The sequence below is a fragment of the Mesorhizobium sp. 43Arga genome, assembly GCF_053714255.1.
In genome coordinates this window covers 24,780-40,487 of record NZ_JBSKBO010000011.1, presented here as the reverse complement: position 1 = coordinate 40,487, position 15,708 = coordinate 24,780, and the positions used below count along the sequence as shown (strand labels likewise).

14 protein-coding genes and 1 pseudogene are annotated in these 15,708 nt (G+C 63.3%); 5 read left to right on the top strand and 10 right to left on the bottom strand.

Going from position 1 to position 15,708, the window contains the following annotated elements:
• Window positions 1-193: 193 nt before the first annotated feature.
• The 3 genes from ACWGS8_RS29410 (at window position 194) to ACWGS8_RS29400 (ending at window position 1,556) form a co-directional block, all read left to right on the top strand.
• Complete coding sequence (locus tag ACWGS8_RS29410; protein WP_454584213.1) at window positions 194-604, top strand: DoxX family protein; 411 nt, start codon at window positions 194-196, stop codon at window positions 602-604.
• A gap of 30 nt (window positions 605-634) precedes the next feature.
• The gene (locus ACWGS8_RS29405; RefSeq protein ID WP_454584212.1) at window positions 635-1,162 is read left to right on the top strand and encodes an SRPBCC family protein; all 528 of its coding nucleotides are present in this window, start codon (window positions 635-637) and stop codon (window positions 1,160-1,162) included.
• A 130-nt stretch (window positions 1,163-1,292) separates the two neighbouring features.
• Complete coding sequence (locus tag ACWGS8_RS29400; protein WP_454584211.1) at window positions 1,293-1,556, top strand: YMGG-like glycine zipper-containing protein; 264 nt, start codon at window positions 1,293-1,295, stop codon at window positions 1,554-1,556.
• 66 nt (window positions 1,557-1,622) lie between these two features.
• Here ACWGS8_RS29400 and ACWGS8_RS29395 read toward each other — a convergent pair.
• The 7 genes and pseudogenes from ACWGS8_RS29395 to ACWGS8_RS29365 all read right to left on the bottom strand — a co-directional run bounded on the left by ACWGS8_RS29395 (window position 1,623) and on the right by ACWGS8_RS29365 (window position 8,288).
• Window positions 1,623-2,454 (bottom strand): annotated as a pseudogene (locus ACWGS8_RS29395) (acyl-CoA thioester hydrolase/BAAT C-terminal domain-containing protein).
• 91 nt (window positions 2,455-2,545) lie between these two features.
• Entirely contained in the window at window positions 2,546-2,947 is a 402-nt protein-coding gene (rpsP, locus tag ACWGS8_RS29390) for a 30S ribosomal protein S16 (protein WP_447256322.1), read from the bottom strand.
• A gap of 111 nt (window positions 2,948-3,058) precedes the next feature.
• On the bottom strand, window positions 3,059-3,385 hold the full coding sequence (locus tag ACWGS8_RS29385; RefSeq protein ID WP_019862096.1) for a chorismate mutase: 327 nt from the start codon (window positions 3,383-3,385) through the stop codon (window positions 3,059-3,061).
• Between the two features lie 8 nt (window positions 3,386-3,393).
• The gene (ffh, locus tag ACWGS8_RS29380; RefSeq protein WP_454584210.1) at window positions 3,394-4,992 is read right to left on the bottom strand and encodes a signal recognition particle protein; all 1,599 of its coding nucleotides are present in this window, start codon (window positions 4,990-4,992) and stop codon (window positions 3,394-3,396) included.
• A 389-nt stretch (window positions 4,993-5,381) separates the two neighbouring features.
• The gene (locus tag ACWGS8_RS29375) at window positions 5,382-6,368 is read right to left on the bottom strand and encodes a CPBP family intramembrane glutamic endopeptidase (RefSeq protein WP_454584209.1); all 987 of its coding nucleotides are present in this window, start codon (window positions 6,366-6,368) and stop codon (window positions 5,382-5,384) included.
• A 153-nt stretch (window positions 6,369-6,521) separates the two neighbouring features.
• Window positions 6,522-7,127, bottom strand: coding sequence for a DUF1236 domain-containing protein (locus ACWGS8_RS29370; RefSeq protein ID WP_454584208.1), 606 nt, complete (start codon window positions 7,125-7,127; stop codon window positions 6,522-6,524).
• Window positions 7,128-7,190: 63 nt separating this feature from the next.
• Window positions 7,191-8,288 carry a zinc-binding metallopeptidase family protein gene (locus ACWGS8_RS29365; RefSeq protein ID WP_454584207.1) on the bottom strand — a complete coding sequence of 366 codons (1,098 nt, stop codon included), beginning with the start codon at window positions 8,286-8,288 and terminating at the stop codon, window positions 7,191-7,193.
• A 388-nt stretch (window positions 8,289-8,676) separates the two neighbouring features.
• Here ACWGS8_RS29365 and ACWGS8_RS29360 point away from each other — a divergent pair, with 388 nt between their 5' ends.
• Window positions 8,677-9,474: a lytic murein transglycosylase gene (locus ACWGS8_RS29360; protein WP_454584206.1), complete on the top strand. Its 798-nt coding sequence runs from the start codon at window positions 8,677-8,679 to the stop codon at window positions 9,472-9,474.
• A 234-nt stretch (window positions 9,475-9,708) separates the two neighbouring features.
• Here the strand turns inward: ACWGS8_RS29360 and ACWGS8_RS29355 are convergent, their stop codons facing one another.
• Both ACWGS8_RS29355 and ACWGS8_RS29350 read right to left on the bottom strand, forming a co-directional pair.
• Complete coding sequence (locus ACWGS8_RS29355; RefSeq protein WP_454584205.1) at window positions 9,709-10,344, bottom strand: hypothetical protein; 636 nt, start codon at window positions 10,342-10,344, stop codon at window positions 9,709-9,711.
• Window positions 10,345-10,464: 120 nt separating this feature from the next.
• A complete protein-coding gene (locus ACWGS8_RS29350) occupies window positions 10,465-11,688 on the bottom strand; it encodes an argininosuccinate synthase (protein WP_454584204.1) in 1,224 nt (407 codons plus the stop codon).
• 353 nt (window positions 11,689-12,041) lie between these two features.
• On the opposite strand from ACWGS8_RS29350, the gene ACWGS8_RS29345 reads away from it, so the two are divergent.
• Window positions 12,042-14,120 carry a putative bifunctional diguanylate cyclase/phosphodiesterase gene (locus ACWGS8_RS29345; RefSeq protein ID WP_454584203.1) on the top strand — a complete coding sequence of 693 codons (2,079 nt, stop codon included), beginning with the start codon at window positions 12,042-12,044 and terminating at the stop codon, window positions 14,118-14,120.
• 86 nt (window positions 14,121-14,206) lie between these two features.
• On the opposite strand, the gene ACWGS8_RS29340 is transcribed toward ACWGS8_RS29345, so the two are convergent.
• Window positions 14,207-15,694 carry a hypothetical protein gene (locus ACWGS8_RS29340; RefSeq protein ID WP_454584202.1) on the bottom strand — a complete coding sequence of 496 codons (1,488 nt, stop codon included), beginning with the start codon at window positions 15,692-15,694 and terminating at the stop codon, window positions 14,207-14,209.
• Between the last annotated feature and the right edge of the window lie 14 nt (window positions 15,695-15,708).

Below are 15,708 nucleotides of genomic sequence, written 5' to 3'. Positions count from 1 at the left end.
GCTCGACACCGGGTTCCGCCCTTCGAGATTGGCCGAAACGTCGCGGCATGGATCCTCGGGTCAAGCCCGAGGATGACGAAGGCACTACCACCGGCACCAAAAAGTATTCCGGACCGTGTCGGATCACAGCCCCATGCCGCGTCCTTGGTTCGACCCCGGCGAAAAGGGGTTGAACCATCAGGAGGGAACACCGATGAGCATTTCCGAAACCGCGCCTGCCTCGTCCGGCGCCTTGTGGACCGGCCGCGTGCTCAGCGGCCTCATCATCCTGTTCATGATCTTCGACGGTGCCATCAAGCTGCCGCCGCTCGATGTCGTCACCCAGACGATGGTGCCGCTCGGCTGGCCGGCCGACGCCAATGTCGCGCGCCTGCTCGGCGTCATCGGCCTGATCGCGACCGCGCTCTACGCGCTGCCGCGCACATCGGTGCTCGGCGCCATCCTGCTTACCGCCTATATGGGCGGGGCCATCGCCACCAACGCGCGGATCGGCAATCCGCTGTTCTCGCACACGCTGTTCGGCGTCTATCTCGGCATCATCCTGTGGGGCGGCCTCTATCTGCGCGACCCCAAGGTGCGCGCGCTGATCCCGTTCAGCCGATAGTTTTTCAGGTAATTTTTCAGAGAGAGAAAAATGTTCAGCACCATCTTCATCATCCTCGTCGTCATCATCGCCGCGATCCTCATCTATGCCGCGACACGGCCGAATGATTTCGTCGTCACCCGCACGGCCACCATCAAGGCCGCGCCGGAGGCGATCTTCCCGCTGATCAACGATTTCAGCCGCTGGCCGACATGGTCGCCCTACGAGAAGCTCGACCCCAACATGAAGCGCACGCTCTCCGGCGCGCAAAGCGGCAAGGGTGCCGCCTATGCCTGGGAAGGCAATGGCAAGGCCGGCAAGGGGCGCATGGAGATCGTCAATTCGGTGCCGTCCTCGCTGGTCGCGCTCAAGCTCGATTTCGAGAAGCCGTTCCGGGCCAACAACAGTGTCGACTTCACCTTGACGCCATCGGGCGACACGACCGCCGTGACCTGGGCGATGCGCGGCAGCCGGCCCTTCATCGCCAAGCTCATGGGCCTGTTCATGAATTTCGACACGCTTATCGGCCGGGATTTCGAGGTCGGCCTCGCCAATCTGAAGCGCAACACCGAGGCATGACCGGCGTGGGGCGCCACTGCTTGTCCAAGCGGGTGGTGTCGCGATCTTCATTCTTCTCGGGATCAAATTAGCCGTCTGAGAGTTAAGCCCTTGGCGGCGAGACGGCGATCCGCATGTGAGAGGAGCGACAATGAAGAAAATCTTGACCATTCTCGTGTTGACGACGGCGCTGGGCGCATGCTCGCAAACGGAAAAAGGCGCTGCGGTAGGCGGCCTTGGTGGTGCGGCGATCGGCGCGGCCGTGGCCGGAAATCCGACCCAGGGGGCTATCGTCGGAGGCGCGGCTGGCGCCATTGCGGGCGCCCTGATCGGGCACGCCAGCGAAAGTGGCCAATGCCGCTATCGCGACCGTAACGGCCGTGTCTATGTCGACCGCTGCCCAAGCGGCTATTGAGCGGCGACCAGCACTGAAAACAGCAAAACGGCGGGCATGGGCCCGCCGTCTCCGTCAGAGATCGCCCTACAACAGGTCTCGGATCAATTCCCAGGTGTCGCGGCCGAGACTTACATCGGCTTGGTCATTGCCGCCATGGGCGTGCAATGCGGACCGTGGTTTCACCCGGCAAGAGAATGCGGTGGCCGCTCGAAACGAGGCGCGTGGTCTTTCCGGCATCTTCGCGACGCCGAACAATCGACCGGGCAAAATCGAGCGATGGCCAAAGCGCGTCGTCGCCGCCCGCGACCAGCACAAGCTTCGCCGAGATAGCTTCGACGGGAATGGCGGCCCTTTCCGCTTCCTGCTCGAAGCTTGCCAGGCAGTGCTGGAAAAGCCCCCTGTAGGACACAAGGCCATCGACATGGCTCGCGCGCCAGTTCGGTTCGGTCGGAACGAATGGGAGCGGGAGCCCCTTCAGCGTCCATGACGACCGCTCGGGCCAACTGATGCCGTCGCGGCCCGGCCCGATATTGCCCCAGACCACCGATGTCGGGCTGATCGCGATCACGGCGTCGATGCGCGGGTCAAACGCCGCCGCAAGCAGTGATGCCTCTGCGCCTTTGGACGTTCCGACATAGACGATGCGCCGGCAGCCCAATCCGACAAGATGGTCGGTCGCGGCGAAAAAAGTCTCCAGGGGGATTTCGCATATGCCGGGAACCTGGCCTTCGCCGCCGAACCACTGGAGCGCCAGGGCGGACGCGCCCTCGCCGGCAAACAGCCGTGCGCGGGCGACGTCGACACGGCCGCTCGCTCCGCTCAGCACCACGACGCCCGTCGTGGCGTCAGCGCATCGCAGCAGCGTTCCGGCAACGCCGCCGGACAGGATTTCTTCGGTGACGGGCCGTTCGCTCATCCAACCAACCTGAATGCCGCCATGGCATTGCTGGACAATAGCAAAACGGCGGGCGCAGGCCCGCCGTTTCGTCGATGCGATGAAGCGATATTTATTCGGCGGTGGCGGCTTCCGCCTCGGCCGGTGCCGCGGAAGCGGCCGCAACGGCGGCGGCAGCGTCGTCCTGCGCCTTCTTCAGCAAAGCGGCGCGTTCCTGCGCCTTCTTGCCCGGCTCGGCCTTCTTCGGGTTGGAGCGGGCGTCGCGCTTGGCAAGGCCGGCCTCGTCGAGGAAGCGCAGCACGCGGTCGGTCGGCTGGGCGCCGTGCGACAACCAGTGCTTGACGCGGTCGGCGTCGACCTTGACGCGCTCGCCGTCCTTCGGCAGCAGCGGGTTCCACGAGCCCAGCGACTCGATGAACCGGCCGTCACGCGGCGAACGGGCGTCGGCGACGACGACGTGGTAGTAAGGACGCTTCTTCGAGCCCGCACGGGCCAGTCTGATCTTCAGTGCCATTTCTTTATCTCCTAAAAGCTCTGATTTCGTTGATATGGTTTCGGCTGAATTTTTTGTTTGTGCATGTCGTTGTCCCAAAACCGCTAAGCACTTTTGGGCGACATGCACCGGTCAGCCGGTTTTCGTCACGCCGTTGGCAGCGGCGATCTGTTCGTGGTGGCGGATCACTTCGCGGACGACGAAGTTGAGGAATTTCTCCGCGAAATCGGGGTCGAGATGCGCGTCCTTGGCCAACTGGCGCAGACGGGCAATCTGCTGCTGCTCGCGCGCCGGGTCGGCCGGCGGCAAGCCATGCTCGGCCTTCAGCACGCCGACCGCCTTGGTGCAGCGGAAGCGCTCGGCCAGCATGTGGATAAGGGCAGCGTCGATGTTGTCGATCGAAGCGCGGTAGCCGGCCAGGATGGTGCGGGCGTCGGCCATGTCCTTTTCTTCGTTCATCCGTATTCTCACTTCTTCTTGCCAAGGCCTGGCAGTCCGCCTCCGCCGAGGCCGGGAAGCCCCGGAAGTTTCATGCCGCCGGGCAGGCCTGGCAGGCCGCCGCCGGGAAGTCCGCCGGGCAGGCCCTTCATGCCGCCGAGGCCGGCGGCCTGCGCCTGCTTCTGCAAGGCTTCGAGCTGCTTGGGATCCATCTTGGAGAGATCGGGCATGCCGCCCATGCCGCCCATACCGCCAGGCATCATGCCGCCGAGGCCCATCTTGGAGGCGAGGCCGCCCATCATCCCGCGCATCAGGCCGCCGCCTTTGCCCTTGCCGCCCATCGCCTTCATCATGTCGGCCATGCCGCGATGCATCTTCAACAGCTTGTTGATCTCGGCGGCATCGGTGCCGGAGCCGGCGGCGATGCGCTTCTTGCGGGAATGCTTGAGAATATCGGGATTGGCGCGCTCGGCCCTGGTCATCGAGGAGATGATGGCGAGCTGGCGGCCGAACATCTTGTCGTCGAGGCCGGCGGCGGCCATCTGGTCCTTCATCTTGCCCATGCCGGGCATCATGCCCATGATGCCGCCCATGCCGCCCATTTTCGACATCTGCTGAAGCTGCTGGGCGAGGTCGTTCAGGTCGAACTTGCCCGACTGCATCTTCTTGGCCATCGCCGCCGCCTGCTCGGCGTCGATGTTTTCGGCGGCCTTTTCGACTAGGCTGACGATGTCGCCCATGCCGAGGATGCGGTCGGCGATGCGCTTGGGATGGAATTCCTCCAGCCCGTCCATTTTTTCGCCGGTGCCGATCAGCTTGATCGGCTTGCCGGTGACGGCACGCATCGAAAGCGCGGCACCGCCACGGCCATCACCGTCCATGCGGGTCAGCACAAGGCCGGTGATGCCGACGCGCTCGTCGAAGCTTTTCGCCAGGTTGACGGCGTCCTGGCCGGTCAGCGAATCGGCGACCAGCAGGATCTCGTGCGGGCTCGACACCTTCTTGATGTCGGCCATCTCGACCATCAGCGGCTCGTCGATATGGGTGCGGCCGGCGGTGTCGAGGATGACGACGTCATGGCCGCCGAGCTTGGCCGCCTGCACGGCGCGCTTGGCGATGTCGACCGGGTTCTGGCCAGCAATGATCGGCAGCGTCGCGACCTTGGTCTGCTCGCCGAGCTGGCGCAGCTGCTCCTGCGCGGCGGGCCGCCGCGTGTCGAGCGAGGCCATCAGGACCTTCTTGTTCTGGCGCTCGGTCAGCCGCTTGGCGATCTTGGCCGAAGTGGTCGTCTTGCCGGAGCCCTGCAGGCCGACCATCATGATGACGACGGGGGCCGGCGCATTAAGGTCTATGGCGACGCCCTCGGCGCCCAGCATGTCGACCAGCTCGTCATGGACGATCTTGACGACCATCTGGCCGGGCTTGATCGACTTCAGCACCGCGGCGCCGACGGCCTTCTCGCGCACCTTGTCGGTGAAGGACCGCACCACTTCCAGCGCCACGTCGGCCTCGAGCAGCGCACGGCGCACCTCGCGCAGCGCCGCCGAGACGTCAGCCTCGGAAAGCGCGCCGCGGCCGGTAAGGCCGTTCAGGATGGAGCCAAGGCGCTCTTGTAGGGAGTCAAACATTGGTCAACCCGTCTCGCGACAGCGCCTTGGATTCATAGTGATCCCTGTCGGGCCGATGGCCCTCCACGCCTCTTGTGCGCTCCTGCAGCGATTCAAACATCTATCGTCCTTCGATCTCGGTTCGGGGTTCGATCCGAGAAGTAATGCGTTCGCGCCAAGTGTCCAAGCAAAAGCCCGTGCAAGCGCAAAGCCAAAAAGCACCCGGGGGCGCATTGCGCTGCCGGGTGTTGGCCTCCAGGATCGATTTACAGCACTTGGCCTCAAAGAGGCTTCGGCGTCCTGGTCGGCTTGCTCGGAGGGATACTCGTCGCGGAATTCGAGGCGTGTAGACAGGAAATCGGCTGAAGAGTCAAGACAAGGGCCAGGCGGCGCCGTTGCTTGCGCCGCGATCAGACCGCGCTCTTGGCGTCCGGAAGCTCGGCCGTGATCCTGAGCGGCGAGCGGGAATGCAGCAGCAGCATGATCGTCAGCAGGCTGCAGGCGATGCCGATAAGGGCGATGAGGATGGCATCCGACATCATCCAGCCCGGCCCTTCGAGCGGCCTGGCGGTGAACAGAGCGAAGGAATTGTAGCTCTCCTGATGCGAGATCAGCAGGAAGCCGGTCAGGTTGTTGCCAAGATGGGTGCCGAGCGCGGCACCGAGATTGCCGGTGGCGTAGACGACGAGCGTCAGAAGCAGCGCGAAAGCAGCGATCGAGACCAGCACGCAGACGTTGATGGCGAGCGACGAGGCGGTGCTCCAGTGCAGCGAGGTGAACAGGAGTCCGGGCAGCAGCGCCCAGATCAACGGGCTCCTGAACCGGTTGGCCAGGCCACGCAGCAGATAGCCGCGAAACAGCACCTCTTCCGAGGACGTCTGCAGCAGAGTGAGCGCGACGATCGGGATCGCGAACAGCAGCCAGGACGACAGGCTGATCGTGCCACGCGTGAGCCCGGGCTGCAGCAGATAGAGCAGGATTTCGGACAGAGCCGAAGTGATCAGCACCGCGACCAGTCCCTTGAGGAAATCCGGCCACGACACGCGCCGGCTGGCGCCGAGCAGCGCCGACAGCGGTTCTCCATGCACCCAGCGCATGGCGATCCCCAGTCCGATCCAGATGCCGGCGAAGGAGGCGAGCGCGGTGAGGATGCCGATCGGCGAGGCGAGGAAGCCTTGCATCGCTCCGTCGGCGGGAAGAGTCGCCGGTGTCTGCCAGGTGAAGAAGGCATAGGCGCCGCCATACAGCACGCCCGCGGTGGTGACGCCCCACAATACGACGACGACCAGCATTCCCAGGAACAGGCGCGGCAAGGTCGTCCTGGCGTTCGGCGACTGGCGGTAGCGCTCGAAGGCAGTGTCGTCGATCGTCACGCTCGGTCCCTCACCTGAATCCATCGCTTTTGATCTAGCCGGTGGCCTCGGGAATCGGAATCGCTATTCGTCCGAGATCAATGCGCAATGAACTCCAAGCGACCAGGCGCTGCTCGGGGTGCCGCGGATCGACTGTCCAGTGTCGCCAGCGGCCGCCTTGGCGACCGCTGGTTTTTGTCAACGCACCACGTACATGATGCGCCGCGTCTGCGGGTCGATCAGCGCCGGCTGACCGTTCACATAGACATAGCGATAGCTGTAGTCGGGAATTTCGCGCAGCTCGACAGTGTCGGGCAGGGTCGCGCCGGTCACTACCTCGCCGTCGAGATAGACCGGGTCGAGGCGATGGGTATCGACGTAAGTGCGGACTTCGGCCGGAGGCGGGGGAAAGGCGTCCTCGGCCGGCTCGCCGGCGACAATCGCCCCCGTATAGTCGGTCGAATAATTGCCGATGTCTTTCGGCGGCGAGACGATGGCCACGCTGGAACCGTGCGGGCGCTGCGTCAGGATCACCCGGCTGCCGCTGAAATCGGCCGTCACATAGTCGGAATAGACCCAGCCCTGGCCGCCGGCTTCGGCGATGGTGCACCATTTGCTGTTTTCGATGCAGCCATTGAGCGTCGCCGACTGGCCGGCGGCGAGCACGCCGATGACAGGATATTGCGGTCCGGGGCCGGCACGCACGTTAAGATCGGTGACGGCCGAGACGGCGGTGTCGGCAAAAGCCGCGCCCGACATCACGGTCATCATCCCGGCGATCGCGGGCAACAAGACGGATTTCATGGTCTCACTCCGTTTTCATGGTCCCTCGGCGGTGAAAACGGAGCAGCGGCGCATGCGTTCCGGCTAAAACGCCCGCGCCAACTCACGATTTGTTCCCACGTCTTGTGACAAACCGGTCAAAAGCTCGTGAACGAAGGCCAGCTTTCGCGCCGTCACGTCAGAAATGACGAAGGGATAGAGGTCGGGCAGACCCATGCAGCGGTTGATCGAATTGGAGGCTTCCGACAGCACCAGCCAGCGGGCAAGGATCTTTTCGAACGGCTCGGGTGTGTTGGCAGGCTCCGAAGGGGCCGCCTGCAGTTCGCCGCCGGTGTCGCCCCGCGGCAAATCATTGGCTTCCACCGTCTCCAGCCGGCCGAGCGGGAAGTTCAGCGCGTGGACCATCTCCAGCGTGTCGGTGATGTGCAGATGGTGGGCCCAGGTTTCGGCCCAATCCTCCCAGGGATGCGAGGTGGCATAGGCCGAGATGTGGTTTTGCTGCCAGTCGGGCGCCGCACCGTTGGCGTAATAAGTCTTTAGCGCCTGTTCGTAATCGGCGCGATCGTCGCCGAACAAAGCGCGGAAAGCGTCCAGCCTTTGCGCATCGTCGCGGATCAGGCGATCCCAGTAATAGTGGCCGAGCTCGTGGCGGAAATGGCCGAGCAGCGTCCGGTAATTCTCACCCATCTCGACGCGGCGCTTCTCGCGCTCGGCTGAATCGGCCTCGGCGACATTGAGTGTGATCAGGCCATTGTCATGGCCGGTCAGGATGCGTTCGCCGCCCGGTCCGCCGCCGATCGGATCGGCAAGGAAGTCGAAGGCGAGGCCCGCCTCGTCCGCGGGCCCCTGCTTGGGCGCCACCGGCAGGCCGAAGGCGAGCAGCGAATAGATGGCGCGCTTCTTGGCCGCCTCGACCCGGATCCAGCGGCGGCGGTTGCCGTCGACGGAGAGATCGGGGATCAGCTGGTTCAGCCCGCAGGCGCGGCAAAACCCCTGCCCCGGTTCGGCCATCCAGTTGCAGGCGCATTCATCGGCATTGGTGCACTGGAAGATGCCGTCGGCGCCCGACAGGGCGAAGCGGGCGTGTTCGGGATCATAGAGCACGAGGCTGGAGCAGTTCAGGCATTGCGCGTTCTCGAAGTAGAGACGGTGGCCGCAATGCGGGCAGTCGAAGAGTTTCATGTCGGTCTCAAAACCTCAGAGCTAGCCTGTCGTGTCGGGCGGCAGGTGCCCAACGCCAATCGCCGACCGGCGTTCCGCATGTTTCGATGCTATTTCGCCGCAAGCCGCCCATCGCCTGCAGGGCGCCGGCCGTGGCAGGCCCCGCCGCGCCGCCGATGATCACGCCGCCGATGTCGAAAGGCACGCCGGAATGCCGGGCGTTGGCCCAGGCGCTGCCGCCGATGCGACATCAACGTCTTCCATGGCTGTTTCGACCCCGCCACAATAATCACTTGATCGTAGGCAAATTCCCCGGCATTCGCCAGCATCGTGCCGCGGACGGTGACAAATGCACGTTTCGCTGGCAAATTCGCAGATGGGACGTGAATCAGGCAATCAGGAGAACAACATGGCATTTCTTGCCAAGGGTAGGATTTTAGCGGCCGCGATGGTGGCCGTGCTTGGGCTGGCGACGGGCGCCCAGGCGGCGGCCAGCTGTGGCAGCACCGGTGCGGGCTTCGATGCCTGGAAGCCGGGCTTCGCCGCACAGGCGAAAGCCGAAGGTGTGGGCGCGAAGGGCTTGGCCGCCTTGGCCGGCGCCACTTACGCGACAAAGACAATTTCCGTCGACCGCGGCATTCACAAGGCGTTCAGCGGCTCGGTGGATGCCTTCATGAAGCGCCGTGGCGGCGAGGCGATCATTTCCAAGGGCCGTTCGCTGAAAAAGGCGAACGCGGCGATGTTCAGCCAGATCGAGAGCAATTACGGCGTGTCGCCCGGCGTGTTGCTGGCCATCTGGGGCATGGAGACCGGCTTCGGTTCGTCCATGGGCAACCAGAATACGGTCTCGGCCATTTTGACGCTCGCCTATGATTGCCGCCGCCCGGAATTCTTCCACCCGCACGCCATTGCGGCGCTGAAGCTGGTCGATCGCGGTGCCTTGAGCGCCTCGTCGGTCGGCGCCGCGCATGGCGAGATCGGCCATACGCAGTTCCTGCCCGGGAATGTCCTGAAATATGGCGTGGGCAGCGGCAACCTGCGCGACAAGGCGACAGCACTGGCCTCCACCGCCAACTTCCTCAAGGCCCATGGCTGGCGGCGGGGCGCGAGCGCGGCGGACAATATCGGCGCCATTGCCGGCTGGAATGACGCGAACGTCTACCAGCAGGCGATCGTGCGCATCGCCACGGCGATCGACGGCGACTGATTGAAAGCTCTGTTCGACGGCAAGAGCCCGGCCATGCGCCGGGCTCTTGGTCATGGACCAGGATTGAAACCCAATTGCTCGAACGACCAGGTTCGATCCCGCCAAATCCCCCTCAACGATGCGCGTAGCCGCTCAACGGGCATTTCCGGGAAACGGGAGTGCTGAGTTCCTCGGAGTGGTAGCCGCCGCCTTTGGCGTGCCCTCGACCACCGTCGGAACTCCGGTAGCTTGCGATTAGCCGCCGCCCGAGGGGCACGTCTTGGAAGCGGGAACCTCGAAGGTGCCGGCGTAAACATTTGAGCAGGTACGGAATTTGGCGTTTCGCCGTGCTGGAGGAGCCGCCTTTGGCCTGCCCTTCATATCGATTTTGGTCGGTTGGTCGAGCTTGGCATAGCCGCTTATCGGGCATTTCTGGGAAACGGGAACCTGGAAGGCGCCGGCAATCCCGCTGCAGTTGCGAAAGTTGGTCGACCGCGGCGCCTGGGATTGCGTGACCTTAGCCGGCTTTGGCTTGCCCTTGAGGACCATCCAGATTTCGGTCGCCTGGTCGAGCTGCAGTCTGTTGATGTCCGAATAGCTGATGCGGCCGCTGCGTACCCCATCGGCAAGACGCTGGCAAAACAAAGCGGGCATGCGCTCCTGCGAGACGCCCATGAACAAAGCCATGTCATGCTTGAACGTAAGGTCCGATGTGCGGGCGGAGGCGATACATTGGTTCATATCCACCTTCGGGTCACGCTTCGCGCCTGCGTGTGAGGACTGGCATACTATCAAGACGACGACCGCGCCGAGCAGAAGAGAAAGGCTATTTTTCACTGTCAAAACCCCCAAACCCGCAAATGAACTTAAATGAAGCCGCCAAAAGGTCAAACAGGAACCGACTACGGGCGGCTTTATTTTGCCTATATTAGCGATGCCAAATAAAAGCCCGGCGTCTCCGCCGGGTTTCTTGAACGTGGATTGGCAAAGCGCCAGGCCGCCGTCTGGATTTCAGCCCTTACGGTTGCGCGCGGCCAGCGTGCGCAGCCTCAGCGCATTGAGGCGGATGAAGCCGGCGGCGTCCTTCTGGTCGTAGGCGCCGCGATCGTCCTCGAAGGTGACCAGAGCGTCGGAATAGAGCGTCTTCTTCGACTTGCGGCCGGTTACCATGACATTGCCCTTGTAGAGCTTCAGCCGCACCGTGCCTTCGACGTCTTCCTGGCTCTTGTCGATCATCGCCTGCAGCATCAGCCGCTCGGGCGAGAACCAGAAGCCGTTGTAGATGAGCTCGGCGTAGCGCGGCATGAACTCGTCCTTGAGGTGCGCGGCGCCGCGGTCGAGCGTGATCGATTCGATGGCGCGGTGCGCGACGATCAGGATGGCGCCGCCGGGGGTCTCATACACTCCCCGCGATTTCATGCCGACGAAGCGGTTCTCGACCAGGTCGAGCCGGCCGATGCCGTTGTCGCGGCCAAGGTCATTGAGGGCGGCCAGCATGGTTGCCGGCGACAGCTTCTTGCCGTTGAGCGCTACGGGATCGCCCTTCAGGAATTCGATCTCGATCTCGGTGACCTTGTCCGGCGCGTCCATCGGTGAAACGGTGCGCTGGTGGACGAATTCGGGCGGCTCGCTCCACGGATCCTCGAGCACCTTGCCTTCGGAAGAGGAGTGCAGCAGGTTGGCGTCGACCGAGAACGGCGCCTCGCCCCTTTTGTCCTTGGCCACCGGGATCTGGTGCTGCTCGGCGAAGTTGATCAGGTCGGTTCGCGACTTGAACGACCAGTCGCGCCACGGCGCGATGACCTTGATGTCGGGGTTCAGCGCATAGGCCGACAGCTCGAAACGAACCTGGTCGTTGCCCTTGCCGGTGGCGCCATGGGCAATCGCATCGGCGCCGGTCTCCCTGGCGATCTCGACGAGGTGCTTGGAGATCAGCGGCCGCGCGATCGAGGTGCCGAGCAGATAGGTCCCTTCATAAACGGTGTTGGCGCGGAACATCGGGAAGACAAAATCGGTGACGAATTCCTCGCGCACATCGACGATGCGGATGTCCTTGATGCCCATCATCTCGGCCTTCTTGCGTGCCGGCTCCAGTTCGCCGCCTTGGCCGAGATCGGCGGTAAAGGTGACGACTTCGGCGCCGAGTTCGGTCTGCAGCCATTTCAGGATGATGGATGTGTCGAGGCCGCCGGAATAGGCGAGCACGACTTTCTTGACGTCTTTGGTCTTGGACATTTCTGCTCCGTCGGTGGCGGACGCCTGGGCAAGGCGTCGCGCATTGTCGGAGCGCCTTTTAGCAGGAACGGCAAAGCGAGCAAGCACGCGCGACGCCGGACCGCTGATCCAGAAGGGAAGCGAGGGCGTGAAAACCGCGCCATGCTTTTCGCAGGCGCGGTGCTTCGGTTCGCGATCATACCCCCTGGGAAAACAACCCGCTACAATCATGGGCTGCATTTATGCCCGGGATTTAAGCAAGTTTTCATGTCCTGCCGCTAGACCGGCGACACAGAATTGCCCTGGCCACGCAACGGTGGCGAAGCGGCTTTTGCCCGTTCGTCACGGGCGTCCTCGTGCTTGGACCATTGCTGATGCGCGTCATATCATGCATCGTCACGGAGCATAATCTGTGGCTCGTCCTGCTGGCGGCGCTGATGTGCGTCACCGGCTGCTGGGTGACGATCGGCCTCCTGGACCGCGCCAGGAAAACCGTCGGCGTGCAGATGCGGGGATGGCTGTTCCTGACCGCGGTCGCGGCCGGTTCCTCGATCTGGTGCACGCATTTCATTGCCATGCTGGCCTACCAGCCCGGCGCGCCGATCACCTTCGATCCGGCGCTCACCATGATCTCCCTGGTCATCGCCATGGTCGGAACCGGGGCCGGCTTCGGCCTTGCGCTCGACAAAGGCCGCGGCCTGGCGCCGGAATGGGGCGGCTGTGCCGTTGGGCTGGCGATCTCGGCCATGCACTATACCGGCATGATGGCCTATCACGTGGCCGGCATCGTCGAATGGGACGCCTTCTACGTCGTCGCCTCGGTGCTGATCGCGATGGCGTTCTCCGCCGTGGCGGTCGGCCAGGCGGTGCGCCGGCCGCACCGCTGGTCGCGTTATCTCGGCATCGGCCTGCTGGTGCTGGCGATCGTCGGCCTGCACTTCACGGCGATGGCGGCGGTGGCGGTGACGCCGATCTCGTTCATAACAACGGGCACCAATCCCGATATCCTCGAAGCGATGGCCGTCGCGGTCGCCGTGGTCGGCCTGATCGTCGCCGCCACCGGTTTTGCCAGCTATCTGATCGACGAACGCGGCCGGCTCGAGAGCTTCGAGCGGCTGCAGCATCTTGCCCTCAACGATGCGCTCACCGGCCTTGCCAACCGGGTCTCCTTCAACGACCGCCTCGACCATGAGATCGAGCGGGCGCGCGAGGATCAGGACATGATGGCCGTCATCGTCATCGACCTCGACCGTTTCAAGGAAATCAACGACCTCAGGGGACATGCCGCCGGCGACCAGGCGCTCAAGATCATCGCCCGCAGGCTGGCGAAGCTGGCCAGCGATGGCGAGTTCGTCGCCCGGCTCGGCGGCGACGAATTTGCCGCCATCAAGCGCTTCAAGGACCAGAACGACCTGCTCGGCCTCGTGTCGCGCCTTGAGAAATCATTGTTCGAACCGTTGCGGATCGACGACTTCGAGACCGTGACCGGTGCCAGCATCGGCGTTGCCGTCTATCCGCGTGATGGGGCGGACCGGGAGAGGCTGGTCAGCAATGCGGATCTCGCCATGTACCGGGCCAAGAACGACGTGACGCGGGCCGTCTGCTTCTACGAATCGGTCATGGACGAGACGGCGCGGGCGCGCCGCACGCTTGCCACCGACCTTCGCCAGGCGATTGAGCGCGGCGAGCTGTCGCTGCACTATCAGGTGCAGACCTCGGTGCAGACCGGCGCCACGTGCGGCTACGAGGCGTTGCTGCGCTGGACGCACCCCGTGCACGGCATGGTCCCGCCGGCCGAATTCATTCCGATCGCCGAGGAGAACGGCTCCATCCTGGCGATCGGCGAATGGGTGCTGCGCACCGCATGCCGCCAGGCAGCCTCCTGGGACAATGGCCACAAGATCGCGGTCAATCTGTCGCCGGTGCAGTTCGCCCATGCCGATCTCGCCACGCTCGTCCACCAGATCCTGATCGAGACCCGCCTGTCGCCGAAGCGCCTCGAGCTCGAGCTGACCGAATCGACCATCGTCGCCGACAAGGTGCGCACGCTGCACGTGCTGCGCCAGATCAAGGCGCTCGGCGTGACGATCGCTATCGACGATTTCGGCACCGGCTATTCCTCGCTCGACACGCTGCGCTCGTTTCCGTTCGACAAGATCAAGCTCGACCGTTCCTTCATGGCCGATGTCGAGCGCAGCCCGCAGGCCAAGGCGATCATCCGCGCCGTGCTGACGCTGGGGCGCAGCCTCGACATTCCGGTGCTTGCCGAAGGCGTCGAGACCCATGTCCAGCTCACCATCCTGCAGGTCGAAGGCTGTAACGAGGCGCAAGGCTATTTCCTCGGCCGCCCCAAGCCGATCGATCAGATCGTGCTCATCGGCGGCTCTGATGCATCGAGCCATCGGGCAGCCGTCGAGGAACCTATCAGGATGCGCCTCGGCAAGCGGGCATAGGATCTGCTCGCGGGCCGGCTCGATTGCCGCCCGCCAGCAATCTGGCGGACTGCCGCACGCTCCGAGCGCCGGCCTGGTGCCAGCTATCAGCCGGCGCCGGATTGGACAGGCTGTTTAGCGAACAGCATCTCGATCAGCATTCTCACCAGGCTCGTTTGGACAAATGCGTTGTGACGAGCGAATGTCGCCCTCTTACCGTCTTCTGACGGCTGAACATCGATCATGTTGCGATCGGTGGTGATGTTCCACAGCCGCCCAGGCACTGGATGGGAAGCTGCAGTCAGCGTCGTGAAATAGAATTTTGATGAGCATCCCGCGCCGGCTAAATACTTCAGAGGCCGAGGATTGTCCGCTGTCTCGTACCACAAGGTCTGGCGGCCAACAGGCGGAAGAAAAAGCTTCTCGTTCTCGATCGTCCTCGCCAAAGGGCAATGGTCGGTACAATTGACGCTGTCGCTGCAAGGCTTATCCTCGGACGGCACATGTCGCAGCGCCAGACTATGTGTCTGGTAAGGCCTGAAATGGCCGATCGCGGAATAGGCGCTGCGTGCCAATACCTTATCCGAGACGCCCCAGCCCACCAGGGCAGCGCGGCCAAGGGATGCCGCTACCCGGAATGCAAAGCCCGTTGCCGGGTCGTCTTTCGAGGTCAGGTTGATCCAGGATGGCAGCGGCTTCGTTTCGTCGATCGGTGTGTTCATAACGTCGTCGAAGGCGTCCGCGCCGATCGCGGGATTGATCGTAGCGACAAGACTTCGAGAGCCGAGCGGCTCCCAATTGTGTTCCTTGGAAATCTGGCGGAGCATGTAGCGCGATAAAACACGTCCGCCAAAGGAATGGCCGAGCACAAGCATCCTGTTGTTGGGATCGGGCCCAAGAGCATCTCTCAGCTTTTGCATGTCCGTGGCGAAATCAACCGAATTGCCCAGACGATCAGCCGCGCGAGCGCGTGCGCCGATGTTCAGGTAGGCATTCTCTGGACCTGCGTTCCAGCCGATGTAAATCCCCAGCACATGCTGCGGATTTTTTCGCACCGTAAGCTCATGGCTGCTCTTTGCCAGAATGTGTTTGAAATAGAGAAGGTTGCCGTCCTGGAGAGAAGCCCCGGTAGAGCCGACTTCAGGCTCACCATTCTTCTCCAAATCGTTGCGGTCTTCTCGCGCGGAGTGATGCCAGCCATGAACAAAGACGACAAGCAACACGGATTTATTGGAATGCACCATCTCGTTTATGTGTGCAACCACCGCATCTACTTGTGGTGGTTCAAAGCGCTTTGCCTCTCCTGGCAAGTCGGTTTGATACTCGATGGCGGCATATTCGAATGGCTCCGGCCACAGTCCCGGGAGGCTCCCCATCCGATCCGTGTCCCAACCGTCGTCCGCAGTCCCGAAACACAGTTTCTTGCCGGGATCGTTGCACAAGCGATTCTGAACGAAGTTTTCGGGTTTGTAGCAGTCCGCGGCCGCTCCACCCTTATCGCAAATTGGGTGATGGTTGGTATCGGCTTTAGAGACGATCGCAAAAAGCGACAAAGCCGCGACGAGCAGGAATAGCGGTAGGAAGTACCGTTTCATAAGTGCCCCCCGGC

Excerpts from the sequence above, each read along its gene's own strand:
- ACWGS8_RS29410 (WP_454584213.1), top strand. The coding sequence starts at position 194 with ATGAGCATTTCCGAAACCGCGCCTGCCTCGTCCGGCGCCTTGTGGACC.
- ACWGS8_RS29405 (WP_454584212.1), top strand. The coding sequence starts at position 635 with ATGTTCAGCACCATCTTCATCATCCTCGTCGTCATCATCGCCGCGATC.
- ACWGS8_RS29400 (WP_454584211.1), top strand. The coding sequence starts at position 1,293 with ATGAAGAAAATCTTGACCATTCTCGTGTTGACGACGGCGCTGGGCGCA.
- rpsP (WP_447256322.1), bottom strand. The coding sequence starts at position 2,947 with ATGGCACTGAAGATCAGACTGGCCCGTGCGGGCTCGAAGAAGCGTCCT.
- ACWGS8_RS29385 (WP_019862096.1), bottom strand. The coding sequence starts at position 3,385 with ATGAACGAAGAAAAGGACATGGCCGACGCCCGCACCATCCTGGCCGGC.
- ffh (WP_454584210.1), bottom strand. The coding sequence starts at position 4,992 with ATGTTTGACTCCCTACAAGAGCGCCTTGGCTCCATCCTGAACGGCCTT.
- ACWGS8_RS29375 (WP_454584209.1), bottom strand. The coding sequence starts at position 6,368 with ATGGATTCAGGTGAGGGACCGAGCGTGACGATCGACGACACTGCCTTC.
- ACWGS8_RS29370 (WP_454584208.1), bottom strand. The coding sequence starts at position 7,127 with ATGAAATCCGTCTTGTTGCCCGCGATCGCCGGGATGATGACCGTGATG.
- ACWGS8_RS29365 (WP_454584207.1), bottom strand. The coding sequence starts at position 8,288 with ATGAAACTCTTCGACTGCCCGCATTGCGGCCACCGTCTCTACTTCGAG.
- ACWGS8_RS29360 (WP_454584206.1), top strand. The coding sequence starts at position 8,677 with ATGGCATTTCTTGCCAAGGGTAGGATTTTAGCGGCCGCGATGGTGGCC.
- ACWGS8_RS29350 (WP_454584204.1), bottom strand. The coding sequence starts at position 11,688 with ATGTCCAAGACCAAAGACGTCAAGAAAGTCGTGCTCGCCTATTCCGGC.
- ACWGS8_RS29345 (WP_454584203.1), top strand. The coding sequence starts at position 12,042 with ATGCGCGTCATATCATGCATCGTCACGGAGCATAATCTGTGGCTCGTC.
- ACWGS8_RS29340 (WP_454584202.1), bottom strand. The coding sequence starts at position 15,694 with ATGAAACGGTACTTCCTACCGCTATTCCTGCTCGTCGCGGCTTTGTCG.